This window comes from Acinetobacter sp. NyZ410 (assembly GCF_022828975.1).
GTDB classification, from domain to species: domain Bacteria; phylum Pseudomonadota; class Gammaproteobacteria; order Pseudomonadales; family Moraxellaceae; genus Acinetobacter; species Acinetobacter guillouiae.
The window spans coordinates 1,162,339-1,185,969 of the sequence record NZ_CP094620.1 but is presented as its reverse complement, the minus strand read 5'-3'; the positions used below and the strand labels follow the sequence as shown (position 1 = coordinate 1,185,969).

Annotated in this window: 20 protein-coding genes and 3 tRNA genes; 11 read left to right on the top strand and 12 right to left on the bottom strand. The window is 39.2% G+C overall.

Annotated features, from left to right (window positions below; genetic code table 11):
- Positions 1 to 44: 44 nt before the first annotated feature.
- The 4 genes from dapF to MTO68_RS05510 form a co-directional block, all read right to left on the bottom strand.
- Positions 45 to 890 carry a diaminopimelate epimerase gene (gene dapF / locus MTO68_RS05525; RefSeq protein WP_004819692.1) on the bottom strand — a complete coding sequence of 282 codons (846 nt, stop codon included), beginning with the start codon at positions 888 to 890 and terminating at the stop codon, positions 45 to 47.
- Between the two features lie 13 nt (positions 891 to 903).
- Positions 904 to 2,148, bottom strand: a complete 1,245-nt coding sequence (gene lysA / locus MTO68_RS05520; RefSeq protein ID WP_004819691.1) for a diaminopimelate decarboxylase — start codon at positions 2,146 to 2,148, stop codon at positions 904 to 906.
- Positions 2,149 to 2,181: 33 nt separating this feature from the next.
- Positions 2,182 to 2,412: a hypothetical protein gene (locus tag MTO68_RS05515; RefSeq protein WP_004819690.1), complete on the bottom strand. Its 231-nt coding sequence runs from the start codon at positions 2,410 to 2,412 to the stop codon at positions 2,182 to 2,184.
- Positions 2,413 to 2,567: 155 nt separating this feature from the next.
- Positions 2,568 to 3,968, bottom strand: coding sequence for an amino acid permease (locus MTO68_RS05510; RefSeq protein ID WP_244015343.1), 1,401 nt, complete (start codon positions 3,966 to 3,968; stop codon positions 2,568 to 2,570).
- Between the two features lie 279 nt (positions 3,969 to 4,247).
- Between MTO68_RS05510 and radA the strand changes: the two genes are divergently transcribed.
- The 3 genes from radA to MTO68_RS05495 all read left to right on the top strand — a co-directional run bounded on the left by radA (position 4,248) and on the right by MTO68_RS05495 (position 7,733).
- Entirely contained in the window at positions 4,248 to 5,633 is a 1,386-nt protein-coding gene (radA, locus tag MTO68_RS05505) for a DNA repair protein RadA (RefSeq protein ID WP_004722416.1), read from the top strand.
- A 555-nt stretch (positions 5,634 to 6,188) separates the two neighbouring features.
- A complete protein-coding gene (locus tag MTO68_RS05500) occupies positions 6,189 to 7,190 on the top strand; it encodes a Tim44-like domain-containing protein (RefSeq protein ID WP_244015342.1) in 1,002 nt (333 codons plus the stop codon).
- A 195-nt stretch (positions 7,191 to 7,385) separates the two neighbouring features.
- A complete protein-coding gene (locus MTO68_RS05495) occupies positions 7,386 to 7,733 on the top strand; it encodes an EF-hand domain-containing protein (RefSeq protein ID WP_244015341.1) in 348 nt (115 codons plus the stop codon).
- Positions 7,734 to 7,927: 194 nt separating this feature from the next.
- Here MTO68_RS05495 and MTO68_RS05490 read toward each other — a convergent pair whose 3' ends face one another.
- On the bottom strand, positions 7,928 to 9,103 hold the full coding sequence (locus MTO68_RS05490) for a trypsin-like peptidase domain-containing protein (protein WP_004722420.1): 1,176 nt from the start codon (positions 9,101 to 9,103) through the stop codon (positions 7,928 to 7,930).
- 171 nt (positions 9,104 to 9,274) lie between these two features.
- On the opposite strand from MTO68_RS05490, the gene MTO68_RS05485 reads away from it, so the two are divergent.
- From MTO68_RS05485 to MTO68_RS05460, 6 genes are all read left to right on the top strand, one after another.
- Positions 9,275 to 10,033: a Nif3-like dinuclear metal center hexameric protein gene (locus tag MTO68_RS05485; protein WP_034617496.1), complete on the top strand. Its 759-nt coding sequence runs from the start codon at positions 9,275 to 9,277 to the stop codon at positions 10,031 to 10,033.
- A gap of 220 nt (positions 10,034 to 10,253) precedes the next feature.
- Positions 10,254 to 10,880 carry a superoxide dismutase gene (locus tag MTO68_RS05480; RefSeq protein ID WP_004722425.1) on the top strand — a complete coding sequence of 209 codons (627 nt, stop codon included), beginning with the start codon at positions 10,254 to 10,256 and terminating at the stop codon, positions 10,878 to 10,880.
- A 360-nt stretch (positions 10,881 to 11,240) separates the two neighbouring features.
- A tRNA-Asn gene (locus MTO68_RS05475) sits at positions 11,241 to 11,316 on the top strand.
- Between the two features lie 5 nt (positions 11,317 to 11,321).
- Positions 11,322 to 11,397, top strand: a tRNA-Asn gene (locus tag MTO68_RS05470).
- Positions 11,398 to 11,639: 242 nt separating this feature from the next.
- Positions 11,640 to 11,715 (top strand) — tRNA-Asn (locus tag MTO68_RS05465).
- Positions 11,716 to 11,777: 62 nt separating this feature from the next.
- Positions 11,778 to 12,227, top strand: coding sequence for a DUF2726 domain-containing protein (locus tag MTO68_RS05460; protein ID WP_034617302.1), 450 nt, complete (start codon positions 11,778 to 11,780; stop codon positions 12,225 to 12,227).
- 46 nt (positions 12,228 to 12,273) lie between these two features.
- Here MTO68_RS05460 and mgtE read toward each other — a convergent pair whose 3' ends face one another.
- The gene (gene mgtE, locus MTO68_RS05455; protein ID WP_004819678.1) at positions 12,274 to 13,611 is read right to left on the bottom strand and encodes a magnesium transporter; all 1,338 of its coding nucleotides are present in this window, start codon (positions 13,609 to 13,611) and stop codon (positions 12,274 to 12,276) included.
- Positions 13,612 to 13,778: 167 nt separating this feature from the next.
- Positions 13,779 to 16,877, bottom strand: a complete 3,099-nt coding sequence (locus MTO68_RS05450) for a multidrug efflux RND transporter permease subunit (RefSeq protein ID WP_244015340.1) — start codon at positions 16,875 to 16,877, stop codon at positions 13,779 to 13,781.
- A gap of 273 nt (positions 16,878 to 17,150) precedes the next feature.
- Between MTO68_RS05450 and MTO68_RS05445 the strand changes: the two genes are divergently transcribed.
- Positions 17,151 to 18,299 (top strand): glycerophosphodiester phosphodiesterase, encoded by a 1,149-nt coding sequence (locus MTO68_RS05445; protein WP_239046233.1) that lies wholly within the window; start codon positions 17,151 to 17,153, stop codon positions 18,297 to 18,299.
- Between the two features lie 140 nt (positions 18,300 to 18,439).
- Positions 18,440 to 18,814 carry a diacylglycerol kinase gene (locus tag MTO68_RS05440; RefSeq protein ID WP_004819673.1) on the top strand — a complete coding sequence of 125 codons (375 nt, stop codon included), beginning with the start codon at positions 18,440 to 18,442 and terminating at the stop codon, positions 18,812 to 18,814.
- A gap of 211 nt (positions 18,815 to 19,025) precedes the next feature.
- Here MTO68_RS05440 and MTO68_RS05435 read toward each other — a convergent pair whose 3' ends face one another.
- From MTO68_RS05435 to MTO68_RS05415, 5 genes are all read right to left on the bottom strand, one after another.
- Entirely contained in the window at positions 19,026 to 19,364 is a 339-nt protein-coding gene (locus MTO68_RS05435; RefSeq protein WP_034617293.1) for a hypothetical protein, read from the bottom strand.
- A 152-nt stretch (positions 19,365 to 19,516) separates the two neighbouring features.
- Complete coding sequence (groL, locus tag MTO68_RS05430; RefSeq protein ID WP_004819670.1) at positions 19,517 to 21,151, bottom strand: chaperonin GroEL; 1,635 nt, start codon at positions 21,149 to 21,151, stop codon at positions 19,517 to 19,519.
- 78 nt (positions 21,152 to 21,229) lie between these two features.
- The gene (locus MTO68_RS05425) at positions 21,230 to 21,520 is read right to left on the bottom strand and encodes a co-chaperone GroES (RefSeq protein WP_244015339.1); all 291 of its coding nucleotides are present in this window, start codon (positions 21,518 to 21,520) and stop codon (positions 21,230 to 21,232) included.
- Between the two features lie 172 nt (positions 21,521 to 21,692).
- Complete coding sequence (locus MTO68_RS05420) at positions 21,693 to 22,481, bottom strand: metallophosphoesterase (RefSeq protein WP_244015338.1); 789 nt, start codon at positions 22,479 to 22,481, stop codon at positions 21,693 to 21,695.
- Positions 22,462 to 23,400, bottom strand: a complete 939-nt coding sequence (locus tag MTO68_RS05415) for a diacylglycerol kinase family protein (protein WP_244015337.1) — start codon at positions 23,398 to 23,400, stop codon at positions 22,462 to 22,464. The genes MTO68_RS05420 and MTO68_RS05415 overlap by 20 nt, the downstream gene beginning before the upstream one ends.
- Positions 23,401 to 23,631 lie beyond the last annotated feature (231 nt).

The window sequence follows — 23,631 nt, the reverse complement described above, 5'->3', positions numbered from 1 at the left end:
TAAAATTAATTCAGGGCTTTGCTCTAAGCTGTAAAAAAAGGAAATCAACCTTGGAAATAACGTAAATCTAAACGACCTTCATAAACGGTTGCAGTCGGCCCTGTCATCCAAACCACATCGCCTTCTTTCCATTCGATTTGTAATTTACCACCAGCCAACTCAATTTCGACATTATTGGCAAGTAAACCACGACGCATTCCAGAGACTGCGGCTGCACAAGCGCCTGTACCACATGCCATCGTTTCGCCGACACCACGTTCAAACACCCGTAAACGCGCATGCTTTTCATCAACAATTTGCATAAAACCAGCATTCACCCGTTGTGGGAAACGCGCATGTGCTTCCACTTGAGGGCCAATTTTGGCAACATCTGCAGTTAAAACATCGGGAACGATTGTCACCGCATGTGGATTGCCCATATTGACCACATCAATAGTCAGCAATTCATTATCTTTCAATGCGATGTCATATAATGCATCTGGTTCTTCTGCAAGAAATGGAATCTCATTGGGTAAAAATTTTGGATAGCCCATGTTGACACGCACCCAACCATTTTCACCCAACTCAGGTTCGACAATACCAGCGCTGGTTTGAACTTTAAAACGTTTTTTATTGGTCAACTGACGTTCATAAACAAACCGCGCAAAACAACGTACGCCATTGCCGCATTGCTCTACTTCTGAACCATCAGCATTGAAAATACGATATTTAAAATCAACATTGGGAAAATCTGGTGGTTCAACAATTAACAGTTGATCAAAACCAATCCCGAAATGGCGATCAGCCAAACGGCGAATGGTCATCGCATCAAAAAATGCACGCTGGCTGATTAAATCAACCACCATAAAGTCATTGCCCAGACCATGCATTTTGGTAAATTCTAATAACATTTAAAATGGCTCCTTAAGGCAATAAGCTTTCATTTTCCCAAAGTGATTCAATCGTTTCTCGCTTACGAATCACATACGATTGGTCAGCATCGACCATGACTTCAGCAGCACGACCACGGCTGTTATAATTTGAACTCATGACAAAACCATACGCACCTGCACCTAAAACAGCAAGATTGTCATTTTCCTGAATGGCAAGTTCACGTTCTTTACCAAGAAAATCGCCCGTTTCACAAATGGCACCCACGATATCCCAAGTCTTTGCTTCAACATCTGTACGCGATACCACAGCTTGAATGTCCATCCACGCTTGGTAAAGCGATGGGCGAATCAAGTCATTCATTGCAGCATCAATAATCGCGAAATTACGATAATTGGTTGGTTTTAACAAATCAACTTTCGTCACCAATACCCCAGCATTTGCTGAAATACTCCGCCCCGGTTCCATATAGACTTTTAAGCCTAATTTCTCTAAAGCTGGACGCATTGCGTTGGCATATTCTGCAACACTTGGCGGTGTTTCATCTTTATAGGTCACCCCTAAACCGCCACCAATATCGATGTGTTTCAGCTGGATGCCCAATTCTTTTAATTTTGCAATCATCATAATGACGCGGTCAAGCGCATCTACGAAAGGTTGTGTTTCAGTTAATTGCGAACCAATGTGACAATCAATCCCAATCACATCAAGGTTGGGTAAAGACGCTGCATATTGATAGGTTTCAAAAACTGAATCTGATGGAATACCAAATTTATTTTCTTTTAAACCTGTCGAAATATAAGGATGGGTTTTCGCATCTACATCTGGGTTTACCCGTAACGAAATCGGAGCTTTTTTGCCTAAACCTGCCGCAACTTTCTGGATACGATCAAGCTCAGCATGAGATTCCACATTGAAGCACGCAATCCCTACTTCTAGGGCTTTTTGAATATCTGCTTCTTGTTTGCCTAAACCTGAGAATACGATTTTTGTAGCATCTCCACCTGCGGCAAGGACCCGTGCAAGCTCACCACCTGTAACAATATCAAAGCCTGAGCCTAATTTTGCCAATACATTCAATACCGCAAGATTTGAGTTTGACTTCACCGCAAAACAAATTTGATGATCGATAAAGCCAAATGCCTGATCCATATCCAAATAATGCTTTTCAAAAGTTGCCTTTGAATAAACATAAAGCGGTGTGCCATATTGCTGCGCGAGTTGATCTAAAGAACATTGCTCTGCATGCAATACCCCATGAATGCGGGAGAAACTCATGAATCTATCCTTTCAATGAAAGTGTAATTAGGTTTAGTTTGAAGTGGCTTGAGACGCTGGCACAGATTGATCTGCAATGGCTGTCTGATCTTGCACTTTTGCCTTGCTTTGGGCAGCTTTATTGGCATCTTTTGAATAGAGCAAATATTTGGCACGTTTGTCATAGTCTTGACTGTTTGCCAACTGCAAATTGCCTGATTGACCACAACCCACCAACACCGCACTTGCTAAAACTAAACCGATGCCACAAATTGCAAAACGCATTTGTTCACCTATTTCCAAAATTTTCGTCAGTATACCTTATACCTTGAATCTAAAATATAGACCAAAGCGGAAGCCTTAAAGCTTAAAATGAGAATAAAAAAAACGCCAGTAAATTACTGACGTTTTCTTATCAATATCATTGAAATCGTTAATGACTATTTTTTCTTATAAAAACAGAAATAACCAATCGCAAGGATAATGAGCCAGATCGGACTGACAATCAATGATTTCATTGTATCTGGTTCTAATGCAAGAATACCAATCGTACCGACAAAGAAAATGATCACGATATAACAAGTAATCGGTCCACCTGGTAATTTAAACACTGATTTTGCATGAAGTTCTGGGCGTGTTTTGTAGTACACCAAATAACTCCACAAAATAATGATCCATACCAAGATAAACAAGATCGTGGACAGCGTAGTTGCTAAAGTAAATGCTTCGACTGTGTTTGGAACGAAATATTGTAATGCCGCACCACCCAATAGACATACACCAGAGAAATACAAAGCATTCGCTGGAACTGCGCGTTTATTTAACAGACCAAATGCTTTAGGACCTTGGTCTTCACGAGAAAGACCAAACAGCATACGACTTGTTGAGAATACACCACTATTCATTGAAGACATTACAGAAGAAAGTACTACCAAGTTCATAATGATTGCAGCCGCAGCAATTCCCGCTTGACTAAACAAGTTCACAAATGGGCTAACTTTAGGATCAATCATATTCCATGGTGTAACTGACATAACAATCACTAACGCCAATACATAGAAGAAAATAATACGGATTGGAATTGAGTTAACTGCTTTAGGTAAGTTCTTCTCTGGATCTTTGGTTTCTGCTGCTGTGGTACCAACAAGTTCAACACCAACAAAAGCAAAGATGGCAATTTGGAAGCCTGCTAAGAAGCCTTCAAAGCCTTTCGGGAACATTCCCCCATGATCCCAAAGATGAGTAAATGACGCCACTTGACCTGTTGCCGCCGAAGTAAAGCCAGTAAAAATCATCCAGAAACCCACCAAAATTAACACCACAATGGCAATAATTTTGATCAGTGCAAACCAGAATTCCAATTCACCAAACAGTTTTACTGTGACTAAGTTCAATCCTAAAATAAAGAAGATTGCGGCAACACTGATCATTGCCCCTTCAGTTGGGGTAAAGGGCACCCCATTATTGAAGAACTGTAAGTAATAGATAATTGCAGATAAATCTGCGATACCAATAGTGATCCAGCACAGCCAATAAGTCCATCCGACAAAATAGCCGGCCCATGGTCCGATCAAATCTGTTGAAAAATCAATAAATGACTTGTATTGCAAGTTTGAAAGTAACAGTTCACCAAGCGCACGCATGACGAAAAAAACCATCAAACCAATGATCATGTAAATAAATAATATGGATGGTCCCGCAAGACTGATCGTCTTCCCTGAACCCATAAATAAGCCTGTACCAATCGCACCACCAATTGCAATTAATTGTAGATGACGATTCGATAAACTTCTTGCTAGTTCACCTGTTTCCGCAGAAGAACTGAGGTTTTCATTTGACATTGTTATATTCTTCTCTCAGATTTCGTTGTACAAAAGTAGCTTAAAACAAAAAAAATAAAAAAGCCTTTTTCAATGAATACTTAAAATATCTAAGTTTTTTCATCTTTTAGCTTATTTAATAGTCAAACGACTATCCCTTACCTTTCTTATTTTTACCGTTCCTTCGATTTGCAGTTTACGTGCCAAAATAGTTTTTGGCGAGATGTTAAGCAAAAAATTGTATTTCAATGGCGCTATTGGTACATTCAGCACATCATTCAAAAGGTGAACGCACTCAAAATGGGCAAAGTCAAAACTGTTTATCGTTGTGAACAATGTGGTACAGACCATCCAAAATGGGCAGGTCAATGTTCAGACTGTGGTGAATGGAATTCTCTGACTGAAGTGCGCATTGAACCTGTCGTATCACATCGTGCCAAACCTATGGGCGGTGGGTATGCTGGACAAGCAGCCAATGTCACCTTGCTTAACCAGATTACCGTGTCCAATGAAACACGTTTAGCTACGGGTATAGGCGAGTTTGACCGAGTACTTGGTGGTGGTTTAGTCACAGGTTCTGTCGTCCTGATTGGGGGTGACCCGGGTATTGGTAAATCAACGATTCTGTTGCAAACCGCAACGCATATGGCTGCTGCGAAGAATTCAGCGCTCTATGTCACAGGGGAAGAATCACTTTCACAAGTGGCTTTACGTGCCAATCGTCTTGACTTAGCTACCGATAAATTACAAGTCATGGCAGAGACGTGTGTAGAACGAATTTGTGATACCCTCGCACAATTGCGCCCTGCCGTTGCCATCCTTGACTCAATCCAAACCTTATATACCGAAACCTTACAATCTGCTCCCGGCGGTGTTTCACAAATTCGTGAGTCAGCTGCACTATTGACTCGATTTGCAAAAAACAGTGGTACAGCGTTATTTCTTGTTGGTCACGTCACCAAAGAAGGTGCCTTGGCCGGTCCACGTGTACTTGAACACATGGTCGATTGCGTACTGTATTTTGAAGGGCAATCTGACTCCCGCTATCGTATGATTCGTGCTGTTAAAAACCGTTTTGGTGCGGTCAATGAACTTGGTGTATTTGGCATGACAGATAAGGGCTTAAAAGAAGTCGCCAATCCGTCTGCCATCTTTTTAAGTCGTTATGATGAAGCGATTCCCGGTTCAGTGGTGATGATCAGTCGTGAAGGTACACGGCCATTATTGGTTGAAGTTCAAGCACTGGTTGATGACGCGCATGGACAACCGCGACGGGTTGCACTGGGTTTAGAACAAAACCGCTTAAATATGTTGCTTGCGGTTATGCATCGCCATGGTGGTGTACAGACCTCTGGACAAGACGTTTATGTCAATGTCGTGGGTGGCTTAAAAATTACCGAAACAGGTTCTGATCTTGCAGTACTTTTGGCCTGTGCTTCAAGTTTACGCTCTAAAGCTTTACCACAACAATTGGCTGTGTTTGGTGAAGTGGGATTATCAGGTGAAATACGCCCTGTTCCCAATGGGCAAGAACGCTTAAAAGAAGCCATAAAACATGGTTTTAAATACATCATCGTACCTAGAGGCAATGCACCACAAAAGCCTATTGCAGGTGTACAAATTATTGCAGTGGCTCGACTGCATGAGGCATTAACAGAAGCCATGCAATTGAGTGATGAAGTCTAAGCATCCCATTTATAAAATAGGATCAAGCCTTACAAGGAAGTAAGCTTGCTTTGAAAGATGGCTTAAATCAAAATTTGCCTCTTCTCCCTCATTAAATGAACCCTCACAGATCCAATAAAAATTAAATCTCTGACTAAAGTTGAAACAACAGTTTTGCTTTAATCATTTTTATAACGGATTGATCGATCGATATTTATTCAAATAATTTAAAGGTAAAGGCTGGCTACTACACGCTATAAATTATCCATTAAATCATGAGAATTTTTATCATAAATTGCTGCACTAAATTTGTATATCACAGCACAATTCCACCGATATGATAAAAGCCTTTTTAAATTGATAGTTTTAATTATTTCAATAGATTAGAAAATCCGTATTGGACTTTAAAAGCCCAGCAATATATTCGTTATGTTTATGTGAATATATGTGCAAATAAATCTTAAAAACATTGAAATTCTCTTAAAAAGACTGCATAAAGAGAACTATGAAAAGCAATTACAGTAATGTGCTTGCACTCATATTCATCAACATATTTTTTTAATATAGGTAGATTCAATGGAAGTTCGACAGCGCGGCTTGGTCGCAGGTATTTTAATGGCAACTTTGGCTGTAGCACCTTTAGCTGAAGCAAAACGTGCAGGTGGTGGTAAAAGCCATGGCATGAGCCGTTCTTCGAGTTCAAGTCAGTCTTATTCTCAACCTCGACAAGTTACGCCTGCTCAACAACCAACGCCTGCTCAACCTGGTCAACAAAAATCAGGTTCTGGTGTAGGTAAAATGGTTGCTGCTGGTGTTGCAGGTGCAGCAGTAGGTGCGATTGCGGCAAATGCAATGGCTGATGATCATAATGGTAATGCCCAAGCACAGACCAATGATGCTGAATTAGCGAAACAACAAGCAGCTGCTCAACAAGAAGAGAAAAAAGGTGGAATTCCAAGCTGGATCTGGTTAATCCTGATCGCAGGTGCTGCATTCTTCTTGTTCCGTAAATTCGGCGCAAAAAAAAAATTAGCCAGCAATAATCCATATGCACCAAATAGCACAGGTCCAACATCTGCGCCATTTGGTCAAAACAATACGGCACGTAGTTCAAACGACGCGACCAATATTTTTGGTCAATCTGTCAATGGTGGTACTGCAACTCAAGCACCATTTGGCGCAGCGTCAATGCAAAGTGGCAATCAACTTCCAGATGGAACTGAACCTGCTGCTTTCTTACGTGTTGCTCGTCAACGCTTTAACCATATTCAGTCAATGAACTCAGTGAGCAATATTGCTGAAATTCAACGCTATTTAACAGCTGATCTTTATCAGTCAATGTACAGCGATATCATGGCAAACCAAGATCAAGATGTGGCTGAGTTTTCAAACTTAAATGCATTGGTATTGGATAGCGCGACAGAAAATGGACAATACGTGGTGAGTGTTCGTTTTACTGGCACTGTCAGCGAAGACTTAAATAGTCAACCTGTACCGTTCTCAGAAGTATGGCACTTTGTTAAACCAGCAGGGTCTGCTCAAGATTGGTTAGTTGCTGGAATTCAACAAGAAAGTTAATTGAATAGCGTTTTATTGCAATTAAAAAACAGTGCTTCGGCACTGTTTTTTTGTTTTAAAAATACAGTAGATATTGATGATTTTCTGTCGAATAGATTAAATCGAGACGGAAATAGTTTTGTTGAGATGCAAGCATTCGTTTAAAATCACCTTGTCTTTATAATCAAAGCTAATTAAAAAAATGGGATAAAACAAATGAATAAAATAATCTATAGTCTAATTCTCAGTTGTAGCGCACTTTCAAGCTTTAGCTTTGCCTGTGATCCGGCTTCTTTAGACTGGGAGAAGTTTCATAAGACCTATGATTTAAATAAGAATGATACCTTTGAACTCAATGAGTTCTTAAAAGTCAAAGACTTTGATCCACTCCCATGGCCAGATGACAGACAGTTTCAAGGCAAAGATAAAAACATTAAATTATTTAAATTCTTAGATAAAAATAAAGATGCAAAGCTCTCAAATGAAGAAGTTGGCGCAATCCATAGCCTATTACCTAATCCCTGTGCCAATTGGCCTGATAAAGCTTGGTGGAAATTTTGGTAAGTGAACATTCAACATATATACCCTAAACTGTTTTTGCTTTTTTAATTCATTTAATCATACATGCAGTCGTTATCGCATGCCGATATGAATCAACAACTACGAACGCTCTATTCGCCAACATTGATAAAGTCATTCAAATACGTAATCTCAAATAAAAAAGCCCTGATTCATCAGGGCTAAAATTTTGGTAAGACTTAACGTCGTGGTAAAGGGATAAATTGTGAGTCAGCACTTTGAACTTTACGCTCACCCACTTTAACAGTGAGATTGACGGTTTGTTCGCCACGAATGACTTCAACTTGAATATCGGTATTCGGTGCTTGGAGTGCAACATAATTAATTAAATGTGAGGTTGAAGTAATATCTTCATTATTCACTTTAACAATACGATCGCCCACTTTAATCCCCGCTTCCGCCGCAGGACCTTTTTTCAATACATCAGCAACTACAACACCTGGTTGACGCGGTTGTAATACATCCGCTTGCGTTGGTGGAACTAAACTAATGCCCATCCATCCACGAATCACACGGCCATCTTTTAAAATCGAATTTAAAATTTGCTGACAGATTTTGGCAGGAATGGCAAAGCCAATCCCCAACGAACCACCTGACTGTGAGAAGATTGCAGTATTAACACCAATCAAATTCCCAGCCACATCAATCAATGCACCACCCGAATTACCCGGATTAATGGCTGCATCTGTTTGAATAAAGTCTTCGTAAGTATTGATACCGAGATCAGAACGACCCGTCGCAGAGATAATCCCCTGCGTTACCGTTTGCCCGACACCAAATGGATTTCCTATTGCCAATACAACATCACCAACTTCATTGCCACTCAATTTAAATGGCAAGACAGGTAATTCTTTCAATTCAATCTTGATCACAGCCAAATCTGTATCAGGATCCGTTCCGATTACAGTGGCTTCTGCACGGCGACCATCTTGCAAGGCAACAACGATTTGATCTGCTTGAGCAATCACATGGTTATTTGTCAAAATATAACCATCTGGACGCACAATCACTCCAGAACCTAAACTGTTTTCATTCTGGTTTTGATTTTGTTCAGGGATCTGATTTCCAAAGAACTCTCTAAACGCAGGATCATTGAGCAATGGATGATTTTGTTTTACTTTTTGAGTGGTAAAAATATTCACCACTGCTGGTGCGGCAACCTTAACGGCAGCACTATAGGACACCACACCACCCGTTCGAGATGTATTGACCAAAGGCTCAACTTTCTCAGCAGGCATCTTCACACCATCAGCAGCAATCGGTGCTTTGGGCTGTTGAAGTTTTTGCCAAACCACAAAACAAATAATAACCAGTATCAGTAAAACCCAAGGGAGCCAAGTAAATGAACGCCGCACGTTTTTATTCCTCTAAGAATTTTTTAATTCGTTGATGCAAAAGCAATTTGTATATTGTAAAGCAATTCAATCAAGAAACATAAAAAACACAAAGAGTTTTGTTCAGCTTTAGTTACAATTTAAAATATGTTTTGATGGTCTTAACACACTTCATTTAAATAAAGGTTATTCATGGCTTTACTCAAAGATATCATCCAGTGGTGTGATCAAACCTTAAAATCACATGAATTTAAAGATTACGCACCCAATGGATTACAAATCGAAGGACGATCTGAAGTAAAGAAAATCCTGTGTGCAGTCACGGCGTCACAGGATGCGATTGATGCAGCGATTGCACAACAAGCAGACCTGCTCTTGGTTCATCATGGCTATTTCTGGAAAGGCGAACCCTATCCAATCACAGGTATGCGTGGCAAACGAATCAAAGCATTAATCCGAAATGATATTTCACTTGTTGGATACCACCTCCCCTTGGATTCGCATCCAACACTGGGGAATAATGCAATGATTGCCAAAATCCTTGAGCTGGAAAACATTGAAGCTTTAGACCCAAGCGAACTCAACCCGATTGGTAATATTGGTTATTTAAAAAACCCGATCTCACCAGAAGATTTTAAACACCTTCTCACTGAAAAATTAGGTTTCAACACCATCCATCTCAATGCAGAAAAATCATTGATTCAAAAAGTCGGCTTCTGTACAGGTGGAGCACAGGATTTTATTGGCAAAGCGGCAGCAATGAATTGTGATGCCTATATTTCAGGTGAAGTCAGTGAGCGTACTTTTTATGAAGCCAAAGAGTTAGATGTGCATTACTATGCATGTGGTCACCATGCAACAGAGCGCTATGGTGTTCAACAACTTGCTCAAGCGATCGCGGAACAGTTCAATATTGACGCTCGTTATTTCGAACTCAACAACCCGATTTAAGCGCTATCCTAAAAAAAGTAGCGTATTTTTTGGCAAATATTGCTCTGCCGATTAGACACTTTTCCATAAAAATGCGATGTACTTTTTAGATTTTCTATATACGTATTAAATCGAAATAAATTGTGTATTGTTATTTAACATCTTGCACAATTGTTGAAAGAATCCATTACAATAAAGCCACTTAATGTTAAAACCCAGCTAAATGCAAGGAATTTAAAACATGACAACCATTACTTTACCTGCTTTACCATACGGCTATGAAGATCTTGCGCCGCACATCAGCAAAGAAACTTTAGAATTCCATCATGACAAGCACCACAATACTTATGTTGTAAACTTAAACAACTTAATCAAGGGTACTGATCTTGAAGGTAAAACTTTAGAAGAGATCATTGTTGCTGTTGCTGGCGATGCTTCTAAAGCAGGTGTATTCAACAACGCTGCACAAGTTTGGAACCACACATTCTACTGGAACTGTATGGCTAAAAACGGTGGCGGTAAAGCAACTGGCGCTTTAGCTGCTAAAATTGATGAAGCTTTCGGTTCTTACGAAAAATTCGCTGAAGAATTCGCTGCTGCTGCAACAACTCAATTCGGTTCAGGTTGGGCTTGGTTAGTTGCTGATAAAGTGAATGGCGAACTTTCTATTCTTAAAACTTCAAATGCAGATACTCCACTTGCACATGGCAAAGTAGCAGTACTTACAATTGACGTTTGGGAACATGCTTATTACATCGACTTCCGTAATGCTCGTCCTAAATACATTTCGACTTTCTTAGAAAGCCTTGTAAACTGGGACTATGCAAACGCGAAATATGCCGGCCAAGAAGCTGGTGTTGAAAAATAAGATCTCAGCATTTTATTTTTGTATAAAGGCCATTCTGTTTAGAATGGCTTTTTTATGCGATTTAATTTTTTTTAATTCGAATATGATCAATCCTAATTACACAGTAAAAGCAGATCCAATAAAAATCTTTTATAGTTATGCGATGCTTAGCGCCATTCAGATCCTATGAACCTTTCTGCAACTGCAATAAAATTTAACCACTTATAATCATTTGATCTCGAATAAAGAGCTGGAAAACTTTAAAAATAATCAATATATATACAAACTCTTTAAATTCGGACAATAAAAAAACATTTAAGCCTTTTTTCTTATCATTTCACTTGACCACTTTGGCTTTCATCCATAAAATGCGCATCAGATTCTCCAATAGCTCAGTCGGTAGAGCGACGGACTGTTAATCCGCAGGTCCCTGGTTCGAGCCCAGGTTGGAGAGCCATCTATTCTTCCATAGCTCAGTCGGTAGAGCGACGGACTGTTAATCCGCAGGTCCCTGGTTCGAGCCCAGGTGGAAGAGCCAAATTCTAAAAAGCCCACTCATAATGAAGTGGGCTTTTTTATATCTTTATTTTCTATAAAGAAAAGATTTAAGCGCTTTTCGGCTTACACCTAAATTTTAGAACGCTTAAAACAACTTTGCTTTTATTCAGATTTACTTTTATTCAGAATGATCAAATATTTAGCAAATAATGCTTTTTTATGATGAATTTAACAATTTTTCCTTGACCCATTCCCATTTCATCCCTAAAATGCGTTCCAGATTCTCCAATAGCTCAGTCGGTAGAGCGACGGACTGTTAATCCGCAGGTCCCTGGTTCGAGCCCAGGTTGGAGAGCCAGATTTTAAAAACCCACTCATGATTGAGTGGGTTTTTTCTTATCTATACGATACCGATCGCTTATGTCTCTCGATTTACATCAAATTTTATTTTTATTGATTGGCAGTATCGCAACCATTGCTTTATTGCTTGCCTGCTTTGGTCAGCATTTATTTCGAAATAAACATTATTATGCAAAACGTGTGATCACCCCTTTTGAACAGAAAATGTTTTTCCGTTTAAATGAAGCCTTTCCTCAATATCATGTACTTGCGCAAGTCGCGTTTAGCGCGTTAATTGATTGCAATCAATTTAAATTGCGTTCCAAATTCAATCGTAAAGTGACCGACTTTGTCCTACTCGACAAACAGCTTGAAGTGATTGCTATTATTGAACTCGATGATCCCAGTCACCTCGGCAAAGAACATATTGATGCACAACGTGACGAGATGTTAGAACAAGCAGGTTATCAGGTATATCGCTATACCGATATTCCCAGTTGTCGAGATTTAAGAAAAGACATCGCGGATTGACCATGATCAGCCAAGCATTTCCAAATGCTAACCATTCAGCCATGTCTTATAAAATAATCGATGCAATACATAAGTAAACGATGACACCTGTTGCATCACAAATCGAGGTGACCAAAGGTGCCGAAGCACTTGCTGGATCCAGCTTTAAACGATTCAATATAAATGGCAGGCTCATCCCAATTAAGCAACCCATCAATACAATACCCATCATACTTAAAGCTAACACCAAAGCGACCATTGCATCGCCTCTAAAGTAACCAAGAATGGACACTGCAATTGCCATTGTTCCGCCCAAACATAAACCAACCAAGCTTTCACGCCCAATCAGATACATCCAATCTTTTAAATGTACATCACCCGTTGCCAATGCCCGTACCATTAAGGTGGCCGATTGTGAGCCAGCATTCCCGCCACTCCCGACCAAAAGCGGTAAAAAGAATACCAGCACAATATTCTTTGCAATAATATCTTCAAAATGGGCAATCCCGAATCCAGACAATAAGCTGCCAAAAACCAAAATCACCAACCAAAATACCCGTTTTTTATACAGGTAATGAATCGGTGCTGTCTTAATGCTCATTTTAGGAGACGATGAGACGGCACTGGATTTTAAAAAGTCTTCTGTGGCTTCTTCAGTGACGACATCCATGGCATCATCATAAGTAACAATACCTAAAAGCCTTTGTTGCTCATCAACAATTGGCAGCGCAATAAAGTCATAATAATGCAGCTTCTCTGCAATGCTCTCTTGGTCTTCATTAACGTCCCCAACAATCAAATCCGTACTCATGACTTCAGCAATGGTTTGCTCAGGCTCAGCAAGAATAATTTCACGTAAGGACACAACCCCGAGTAACTTGCCTTGTGCATTGACCACATAAATCAAATAGACCGTTTCACGATCTGTGGCAATTGCTCTGATCTGCTTGATGGCTTGTGTCATGTTCAAATCAGGTGACAATGTCACATAATCTGAACTCATGATTGCACCAGCAGACTCTTCTGGATATCTGGCTAAATGTTGGATCTGCTGTTGTATTTCAGGGCTTAAATCGGCATAAACAGCTTGCTGTAATGCATAAGGCAAGTACTTAAATAAATCTGTACGATCGTCCGAGTGCATCTCAGAAATGATATTGACCAGTATCTGTTTTGGTAAATGTTCAGAAATTTTAAGTTGTTGTTCGAGTGATAAAAACTCAAGAATATAGGCAGCATTGGGTAAATACTCCACCAATGCCAGCTGTTCATTTAAAGATAAATCTGCCAAAATTTTTGCGATATCGGCATCATTGATTTGTTCAAATTGTTTTTCAATGAGATCAAATTGATGGTTTTGAATGGCTTTTTCTATTTCTGAAACGAGTGCCAAAGAAAATTGCATAGGATGATCCAAATTCCATCAAACTTTTGCCACATGTTGGACTGCAATCCCACGAAAATAAAGATGTTTTTTGTTGTGAAACATATTTTAAAGATTCTATATGATTTGAAGCTTGCTCAATCTTCATCAAAGAACATTGAGCAAGCAAAGCTCATCAATCAACACCCTTACTCAGAGGGTACTTTTGATTTAAAAATTGAACGGACCAGCACATACATAAATGGGATAAACAGCAAAACTAAAACTGTTCCGAAGATCACCCCACCCAATACGCTTACCCCTATTTCTTGACGGCTGGCAGCACCTGCACCAAATGCAACAACCAAGGGAATAATCCCCGCACCAAAGGCCAAGGATGTCATCAGAATTGGACGCAACCGCAACCCTGCGCCTTCTAATGCAGCAGCAATCGCTGTTTTACCTTTTTCCTGTGATAGTGCAGCAAACTCAACAATCAAAATCGCATTTTTACACGACAAACCAATCGTGGTCAGCAATGCAATTTGAAAGTAAATATCGTTTGGAAAACCTGCCAATTTACTAAAAATAATATTGCCTCCAATCCCCAAAGGAATTGCTGCAATCACAGCAGTTGGAATCGACCAACTTTCATATAAGGCTGCGAGGCAAAGGAAAATAAAGCCGATCGAAATCAAATAGAGTAACCATGCTTGGCTACTTGATTTTTGTTCTTCAAATGACAAGCCACTCCACGCAACATCAATTCCATCTTGTTGACTAATCAAGGTCTGAATATCTTTCATGGCTTGACCTGAACTGGTATGCGCTGCTGCATTGGCTTCCATTTGTAAGGCGGTATAACCTTGGAAACGATTCACCACGTCGGGACCACCTTCCCAACGCGTTGTTGCGAAATTGCTAAATGGCACCATCTGGTTCTGTGCATTACGCACCGTCCATACTTGTAAATCTTCAGGCTTAGAACGAAACTCTGCATCGCCCTGCATCATCACCCGTTTAATTCGTCCACGATCAATAAAGTCATTTACATAAGAGCCACCCCATGCTGCTGACAAAGTATTGTTAATCGCGGTTTGACTCAGCCCATTTGCCAATGCCAATTTTTGATTAACATCAACTTTTAACTTAGATTTATCGGGATTGGATTTTTTATCCAGATTTTCAAAGGATTGGAACTGTTTGGCTTGTGCCTGCAATGTTGTGAATTGTTGGTCTAAATATTTCCGTCCTTGACCGTTAATATCCTGAATCCAAAATTCTAAACTATCACTATCCCCCAAGCCATTTACTGAAGCAGGCAAACTGACTGTAATCCGGGCATTGCGATCTTGACTAAAATACTTTGTCGCACGTTCACGAATTGCTTGCGCAGAATTTTGTGTACCTGAGCGATCATCCCAATGCTTTAAAGCCACAAAGCCTGTTCCTAAATTTTGTCCTGTACCTGAAAAATTACGCCCATAACGAATCAAGACAATATCAACATTCTGTTTTTCATGTTCAAGGAAATATTTTCGGATATTTTCCCCAACCACCTGACTACTCGACATCGGTGCACCATCAGCTAAGCGGAACTGCACACTCAACATGCCCTGATCTTCACTTGGAATAAAACTGGTGGGTAAAGTCCGATAAATCAGTGAAAAAACAGCAATCAAAGCCACAAAAATCGTCAAAATCACCCATTTCAAATTTAGGGTCTTTTGAATCAGGCGAATATAACCTTGTCTTAGATTTTCAAGTTTGCGATTAAACCATGTCGCCCAACGCATGGGTTTAGGATTGGGTTTTAAAATAATGGCACAGAGTGCTGGGGTTAGGATCAATGCAACCAGCAATGACAAGGCCATTGCCGCCACTAAGGTGATGGAGAATTGACGATAAATTACACCTGTCGAACCTGTAAAGAACGCCATCGGAATAAATACTGCGGTCAAGACCACGGTAATCCCGATCAATGCTCCCGTCATTTCCTGCATAGACTCGATAGATGCCTGTTTTGCAGTTAAGCCCTGCTCATGCATCAAACGTTCGACATTTTCCACCACCACAATGGCATCATCGACCAGTAGACCAATTGCCAACACCAAGGCAAATAAAGTCAATGTATTAATACTCATACCGAGCACATTGAGTACCGCAAAGGTACCTAAAATCACAATTGGTACAGTAATGGTTGGAACCAGCGTAGCACGCCAGCTTTGTAGGAAAACAAACATGACCAGAACCACCAATACGATGGCTTCTAATAAGGTTTTGACCACCTCTTTAATCGATTCTTGCACAAACGGCGTGTTATCTCGTGGATAAACAATCTTATAGCCTTGTGGCAGTTTTTCAGAAATCTTTGCCAATTCAGCTTTAATTAATGCAGAGGTTGCTAAAGCGTTTGCACCTGAAGATAAAGAAATCCCCATGCCCGATGAAGGATAACCATTAATGGTATTAAACGACTGATAATTTTCTGCACCTAACTCAATACGCGCCACATCTTTTAAATAGATATAGCTACCATCTGTATTGGATTTAACAATAATATTTTTAAATTCATCGACTGTTCTTAAACGTGAACCAGCGGTGACTTTTGCATTTAAATATTGGTCAGCAGTTACCGGTAAATCCCCGACACCACCAGCAGCAACCTGTGTATTCTGTGCTTCTATTGCTGTGCGAATATCACTGGGCATCAATTGATACTGACGCAGTAAATTCGGATTCAGCCAAATTCGCATGGCGTATTGAGAACCGAAGACATCAACTTCACCAATCCCTTCAATCCGTGATATTTCTTGTTCTATATGATCAGATAAATAGTCACCTAATTCGATATTGTTACTTTTACCTGTTTCATCATACAAACCCACCACCATAAAGGTATCGCCAAGCGATTTATTCACCGTTACACCTTGACGCTGTACATCATCTGGTAAGCGGTTGAGTACACCATTAATACTATTTTGTACTTGGACTTGTGCGGTATCTGGATCCGTTCCGTTTTCAAAACTGATACTAATTCTGGCACGCCCCGATGAGTCACTACTCGAACTAAAATACAGCAGGTTGTCAATCCCTTTAATTTGCTGCTCTAAAACCTGAGTAACACTCTCTTCAACAGTTTCAGCATCTGCACCTGTATAGGTTGTAGAAACGGTAATCCTTGGCGGAGCAATATCTGGATATCGCTCTATCGGTAAATTCAAGACTGAAAATACGCCTAAAGCCATGACAATGATTGCAAGTACACAGGCAAAAATAGGACGTTGAATAAAAAATTTTGAGAGCATCAGAGTAGGTTCTGCGTCAAAGGATTGAGGTAAAGTTGTTGTAGCAATTAAATCGACTTTATATGGATATTCTGTGACTTAAACTAAAAACTCAAGGAAAAATAACAGAAAAGCGAATGATAAGTTTAAATATGAAGAAACTATGAAGAATTTTTTTCTTCTAGGCATAAATCTACCAAAAGCATTTCATTAATTTTTCATCTTGATGTCATCACAGTGTCAATTTAATGACATAAGCTATGCACAGTTTCCATATAAGAATTTGAGAAAAATATGATTAAAAATACTGGGTTAATGATCAGTATTATGGCGCTATTAACCGCTTGCAATGATGACGATAAAAAATCAGAAAACGTCACACCAGAATATAAAGAACCTAAAATCATTATTGTTGGTCACCGAGGGGCAAGTGCTTTACGCCCTGAACATACCCTTGAAAGTTATCAAAAAGCCATTGATGATGGTGCTGATTTTATTGAGCCAGATTTGGTATCGACCAAAGATGGCGTATTGGTTGCACGTCATGAAAATGAAATTGGTGGCACAACCAATGTCAGCACATTCAGCCAATTTGCAGATCGCAAGAAAACAAAAATCATCGATGGGACATCATTAACGGGATGGTTTACAGAAGACTTTACTTTAAGTGAGTTAAATCAACTTAAAGCCCGCGAGCGTATTCCAGCGTTACGCCCAAACAATACCCAATACAATGATCAGTTGAATATCCCTACCCTTGAGCAAATTATTGAACTGGCGGAAAAGAATTATAAAAAAACCGGTAAAGTGGTTGGGCTCTACATCGAAACCAAGCACCCAACATATTTTCAAAAATTAAATTTAGCCATGGAAGATCCATTGCTGAAGACTTTGGCAAAGTACCAATATAGCCGTGAAATTGCGCCGATTTATCTACAGTCTTTCGAAGTCAATAATTTAAAGTATTTTAAGGACCAATTGACAGCGCATAAGAGCTTAAAGCATGCCAAAATCATTCAGCTTTATGATGATAAGAAAATCAGTCCAGCAGATTATGTCGCACAAGGAATTAAAACCACTTATGGCGATATGGCCACAGCACAAGGTTTAAAAGACGTCGCCAAATATGCCGATGGTGTTGGTCCATGGAAACCGTATATTTTTAATGATAGCTATACTGCACCCTCTTCTTTCGTTACCGATGCACATGCAGTGAACTTAAAAGTCCATCCATATACTTTCCGTCCTGAAAATAATTTCCTTGCCAACAATTTAAAATGTAGCACAGCTGAAGCAGATGCAGCCAAGCGTTGTGAAGCTGGCGCAAACAAAGAATATGAGATGTATTTTAAAGCTGGCGTGGATGGTGTATTTACCGATGATCCCGGTTTAGGTCGTAAAGCTTTGGATGCGTACTGGAAAGCCAATCCAAATACCAAGTAACAACTGATTTTTTCAAACAAATAAGCAAATGATTCAAACATTTGCTTAATTTTTTCTAAACTTGGTGTTTTTTGTTTAAAATTAATTCCGATTTAAGTTTAGAATAATACACTTCTTAAAAACTTTAGCTGCTTTGATTTATGAGTGATTATTCTCCATTTAAGGGTACGACGGGTTTCAAACGCATTCTCAATGCGACAGGCTATTCTTTAGCAGGATTTAAAGCTGCATATCAAAATGAAGCGGCTTTCCGTCAAATTGTTTGGATTAATATCGTTTTAATTCCGATTACGTTTTTTGTCGATGTCTCTTCTGTTGAACAGGCAGTGATGATTGCGGTGTGCTTATTGGCAATCATTGTAGAATTGTTTAATTCAGCATTAGAAGCTGTGGTTGATCGTGTTTCTTTAGAACGCCATCCACTGTCTAAAAATGCCAAAGATATGGGAAGTGCTGCGCAGTTCGTAGCTCAAGCAATTATTTTCTTTACTTGGGTCATTATTCTTTTTAGATAAGTTATTCTTTCTAGATCAAATAATCTTGTTAGGTAAGTATTCTTTTAAAAAATTAGAGCGAATATTGACATTCCCCCACAGGTAAAATGTCAATTCATAAAAATTGATAACAGCCTAATTTTGCTTTGCTGCACTAATCCAGTCTAAGCACCACGACCTTTTAACTCGAACAGCGCACTTTTAGCTTAAAATTATCTTTGTAAACAATGGATTAAAGTGATGGTTTTGGAATTGGGATATTCTTGTCAATTTTGTCAGGTCGATTGATCTCCATAGAACAATTACTATATCCCCATTTGGTGACCTTACCTTGTTCAAGCATAAATTTCCTTGTACAAGCATTCCAGCCATCATTATATGAAATAATTTTTGCACCATTTGGGAGTTCATAGCTTCTATACGGTGGTCCCCATTTACTGATCAGTTTTTCTTCTGTACTCCCCACCCAAGACTGCATAAAATCATTTCTTGTTTCAAGTCTTTGTCCCATGATACTTAAACATCCTGTTAGCATCTGGCTGATTGCAATAATGAAGATTAATCTTTTCATTTTAGTTCTCCTCAGTTTTCGTGTTGTATTTATATTTACCGAATAGTACAAAAGCATAATAAAAAATATACAAAAAGACAAGGATGAAACAACTTGCATAAAAAATCCCCGCATAAAGCGAGGATTTTTTATGATCTAAGATCGAAACGATATTACATCATTCCGCCCATACCACCCATGCCGCCCATATCAGGCATAGCAGGTTTGTCTTCTGGGATATCAGTAATCATACATTCAGTTGTTAACATCAAACCAGCAACAGATGCAGCATGCTCAAGTGCAGAACGCGTTACTTTAGCAGGGTCAAGGATACCCATTTCTAACATATCGCCATATTGTGAAGTTGCAGCATTGTAACCAAAGTTACCTTCACCGCTCTTCACTGCATTGATCACAACTGATGGCTCATCGCCAGCGTTAGACACGATTTGACGAAGTGGCGCTTCAATCGCACGACGAAGGATGTTCACACCTACAGTTTGGTCATCATTTGCACCAACAAGACCGTCAAGTACTTTAGCTGCACGTACCAACGCAACACCACCACCTGCAACAACACCTTCTTCAACCGCAGCACGCGTTGCATGAAGCGCATCATCTACACGGTCTTTCTTCTCTTTCATTTCAACTTCAGTTGCAGCACCAATTTTGATTACAGCAACACCGCCAGCGAGTTTAGCTACGCGCTCTTGAAGTTTTTCTTTATCGTATTCAGATGTTGATTCTTCGATTTGAGCACGAATTTGAGTTACACGTTCAGCAATTTGATTTGCATCACCAGCACCATCAACAATCACAGTATTTTCTTTAGAAATCGTGATTTTATGTGCAGTACCTAAATCTTGAAGTGTTGCTTGCTCTAAAGACATGCCCACTTCTTCAGAAATCACAGTAGCACCTGTCAAGATCGCGATATCTTGAAGCATTGCTTTACGACGATCACCAAAACCAGGTGCTTTAACCGCACATACTTTGATAATACCGCGCATGTTGTTTACAACCAGTGTTGCAAGTGCTTCACCCTCAACATCTTCAGCGATGATAAGTAATGGTTTACCTGTTTTTGCAACAGCTTCTAAAACTGTAATCAATTCACGGATATTACCAATTTTCTTATCAACAAGAAGAATGAATGGATTTTCAAGTTCAGCAGTCAAAGTATCTTGTTTGTTTGCAAAGTACGGGCTGATATAACCACGATCAAACTGCATACCTTCTACAACATCAAGCGCATCTTCAAAGCCTGAACCTTCTTCAACGGTAATCACGCCTTCTTTACCAACGCGTTCCATTGCTTGCGCAATCAACTTACCTACAGTTTCATCAGAGTTTGCAGAAATCGAACCGACTTGTTCAATTGCTTTAGTATCAGAAGCTGGTTTAGCAGTTGCTTTGATATTTTCAACAACAGCTCTAACCGCAAGGTCGATACCACGTTTCAAATCCATTGGGTTCATACCCGCAGTAACTGATTTGATACCTTCATTTAAAATCGCTTGAGCAAGTACAGTTGCAGTTGTTGTACCGTCACCTGCAATATCATTGGTTTTTGAAGAAACTTCACGAACCAATTGCGCACCCATGTTTTCGAATTTGTCTTTTAAAGAAATTTCTTTCGCAACAGTTACACCATCTTTAGTGATGTGCGGTGCACCAAAAGAACGATCAATAACCACGTTACGACCTTTAGGGCCTAAAGTTACTTTTACTGCATCTGCAAGTACGTTTACGCCCGCGATCATTTTTGAACGCGCTGAATCACCAAATTTTACGTCTTTAGCTGACATACTAAACTCCAGATATCTTTATAAATTTTAAATTTTGACCAATATGTTTGGATGAAAACTCATCTCAACGGCAGAAGATTAACCTTCCAATACCGCTAAAATGTCAGACTCTTTCATCACAAGAAGTTCTTCACCACCAACTTTAACTTTAGTACCTGCATAAGCACCAAACAGTACGTTATCGCCAACTTTAACGTCTAAAGCGCGTACACCGTTATCAGTGATTTTGCCATTACCTACAGCAAGAATTTCACCTTGAGCAGGTTGTTCAGCTGCAGAAGTACTTAAAATCAAACCACCTGCTGTTTTAGTTTCTTTTTCAACACGGCGGATCACAACGTTGTCATGTAAAGGACGAATCTTGCTCATTTCTAACTCCATAGACATTTAAAATGTCATTGATTACTCAGCGAAGATGACTTCTTATTCCTAGGTCATCGACAAAATATTTGTATGTCACATTTGTGGGGATGGAAATAAACGCTTCAAGGGGAAAACGAAAAAAAATTTATTTAATTTGTATGTTTTTTCTTCTTTTGTATCAAATCATGTCTAATTCAGAATTTTTTATCGCAGTTTTGGCAATAAATTCCTGTAATTGTTCATCAAAAAAATAATGTTCAAAGCCACCATCTTGATGAATCACATTAAAGCTGTTGGGTATATTTTTATGCAAACGTCGAGAAACTGCTGTACCCGCATGAACCTCATAAACTGGTTGCTTTAAATTTAGCGCAAAGGCTTGATTCAGATCATAGACCGCAACTAAATGTAAATGACCATGCAATAAAGCATACAGTTGATGTTGTCCCCATTCTTTAATGGCAAACTGCCCTAAAGCTGGACAATCTTTTAAGTGATGGTCTTCATTAGAGGTATAAAAAGGTTGATGACTAACGATTATTTTTAATTTATTTTTCGGTGCATTGGCCAACAACTGATTTACATTTTGAATTTGCTCAAAAGAAATATGTCCGCGTGTATGATAACGGCGACGAATGCTGTTCATGCCAATTAAATAAAAATGCTCTGTAAATAAGCTGCGTTCTAAACTGCCAAAGAACAGTTGATATAAGCCAAATGGTCTAAAGGCACGATTCCAGACATGATACAAAGGAATATCATGGTTGCCGGGCACCACAAAATAAGGGATGTTTAGTGATTCTAAAAACTGCTTACATGCATAGAATTCTTTAAATTTAGCACGTTGAGTTAAATCACCGCTCACCACAACCACTTCTGGTTTATGCACAGCACAAAACTTTTGAATCGGCCGTATACACTCTGGACGCTCAGTACCAAAATGTAGATCAGACAGATGCAATAACATGCGGCACCATAATTTTTAAAGCATTTTTTTCTACGTGTAAGGTTAACGGGGTCGTCATTGAAACAATTTCTCCATCGACAGCAACGGTCAGTTTAGGCTTTTTTGAATAGACAATGACTTTTTGTGCACCAAAACTATACACATCGGAAACGTTTTCCAATTTTCCACGAATGGTTTGAAACAAGGTTTTAAATAAAGTGGCTTTATCTCCTTTGGCGATCACCACACCGGCAATTTCCCCCACCTCTGCACATTTCGAAATTTTTAAATTTAATTCTTTTAATTGCAGTTGATTATTACCAAAAAAAATCAGCGGTGTTTTTACAGGATACTTTTGCCCATCTACTTCAATCTCTAATTTGAGCTCTTTACGATCACGAATCAGGACATCCAAACCTGACGTATACGCATTTAAAGGAAAGCGTCCAAACCGACGATTATATTCTTCACGTTTTTTAATAAACAAAGGATACAAACCTAAACTGGCATTATTTAAATAAATTTGATCATTGATACAGGCCACATGTGAGGCACGCGGCTCCCCTGTGGCAATCACATTGGCTGCCTCTAAAATATTCAAAGGGATATGTAGAACACGCGCCACATAATTAAAAGTACCCAAAGGTAGTATTCCCATAGGAATTTTTTGCTTTAACATTTGCGAGGCGACTGCATTCAACGTACCATCACCACCTGCAGCAACAATGACACCACAATCTGAGTATTGTGCATGACGTTGAAAGATTTTTTGCATCAGGGTTTTTATATCAGGCTCTGAACCAATATCAAAAACTTGAATTTCAAAACCATGTGAGGTCCAGATGGTCATGAGTTTTTCATAAATATCATCTTTCTGATTGGCATGAAAACCTGACTTTTCATTGTAAATCATTGAAAGAGGCTTGAGTTCTGTGTCCATAAGCTTGATTATTTTGAAGTATTTGCACTAATTTCGTCGATTTTCTAAACAAATAAAAGCACCTTTATGTAAAATTCGAATTATGCCCATTTATTAAATCAATAATTAATTTAGTAAATCTTATAATTTCAACTTATTGTAAACTATTATTATTTACAATTAAAATACCCTACATTCTATTTAAAAATACCAATAAAAATCAAACAATAATCCATGTTAGATAATACAAAT

Coding starts and splice junctions, on each gene's coding strand:
- radA (WP_004722416.1), top strand. CDS start 4,248: ATGGGCAAAGTCAAAACTGTTTATCGTTGTGAACAATGTGGTACAGAC.
- MTO68_RS05500 (WP_244015342.1), top strand. CDS start 6,189: ATGGAAGTTCGACAGCGCGGCTTGGTCGCAGGTATTTTAATGGCAACT.
- MTO68_RS05435 (WP_034617293.1), bottom strand. CDS start 19,364: ATGAAAAGATTAATCTTCATTATTGCAATCAGCCAGATGCTAACAGGA.
- MTO68_RS05415 (WP_244015337.1), bottom strand. CDS start 23,400: ATGGACACAGAACTCAAGCCTCTTTCAATGATTTACAATGAAAAGTCA.
- mgtE (WP_004819678.1), bottom strand. CDS start 13,611: ATGCAATTTTCTTTGGCACTCGTTTCAGAAATAGAAAAAGCCATTCAA.
- MTO68_RS05445 (WP_239046233.1), top strand. CDS start 17,151: ATGATTAAAAATACTGGGTTAATGATCAGTATTATGGCGCTATTAACC.
- dapF (WP_004819692.1), bottom strand. CDS start 890: ATGTTATTAGAATTTACCAAAATGCATGGTCTGGGCAATGACTTTATG.
- MTO68_RS05480 (WP_004722425.1), top strand. CDS start 10,254: ATGACAACCATTACTTTACCTGCTTTACCATACGGCTATGAAGATCTT.
- MTO68_RS05425 (WP_244015339.1), bottom strand. CDS start 21,520: ATGAGCAAGATTCGTCCTTTACATGACAACGTTGTGATCCGCCGTGTT.
- MTO68_RS05420 (WP_244015338.1), bottom strand. CDS start 22,481: ATGTTATTGCATCTGTCTGATCTACATTTTGGTACTGAGCGTCCAGAG.
- lysA (WP_004819691.1), bottom strand. CDS start 2,148: ATGAGTTTCTCCCGCATTCATGGGGTATTGCATGCAGAGCAATGTTCT.
- MTO68_RS05485 (WP_034617496.1), top strand. CDS start 9,275: ATGGCTTTACTCAAAGATATCATCCAGTGGTGTGATCAAACCTTAAAA.
- MTO68_RS05460 (WP_034617302.1), top strand. CDS start 11,778: ATGTCTCTCGATTTACATCAAATTTTATTTTTATTGATTGGCAGTATC.
- MTO68_RS05450 (WP_244015340.1), bottom strand. CDS start 16,877: ATGCTCTCAAAATTTTTTATTCAACGTCCTATTTTTGCCTGTGTACTT.
- MTO68_RS05510 (WP_244015343.1), bottom strand. CDS start 3,968: ATGTCAAATGAAAACCTCAGTTCTTCTGCGGAAACAGGTGAACTAGCA.
- MTO68_RS05495 (WP_244015341.1), top strand. CDS start 7,386: ATGAATAAAATAATCTATAGTCTAATTCTCAGTTGTAGCGCACTTTCA.
- MTO68_RS05515 (WP_004819690.1), bottom strand. CDS start 2,412: ATGCGTTTTGCAATTTGTGGCATCGGTTTAGTTTTAGCAAGTGCGGTG.
- groL (WP_004819670.1), bottom strand. CDS start 21,151: ATGTCAGCTAAAGACGTAAAATTTGGTGATTCAGCGCGTTCAAAAATG.
- MTO68_RS05440 (WP_004819673.1), top strand. CDS start 18,440: ATGAGTGATTATTCTCCATTTAAGGGTACGACGGGTTTCAAACGCATT.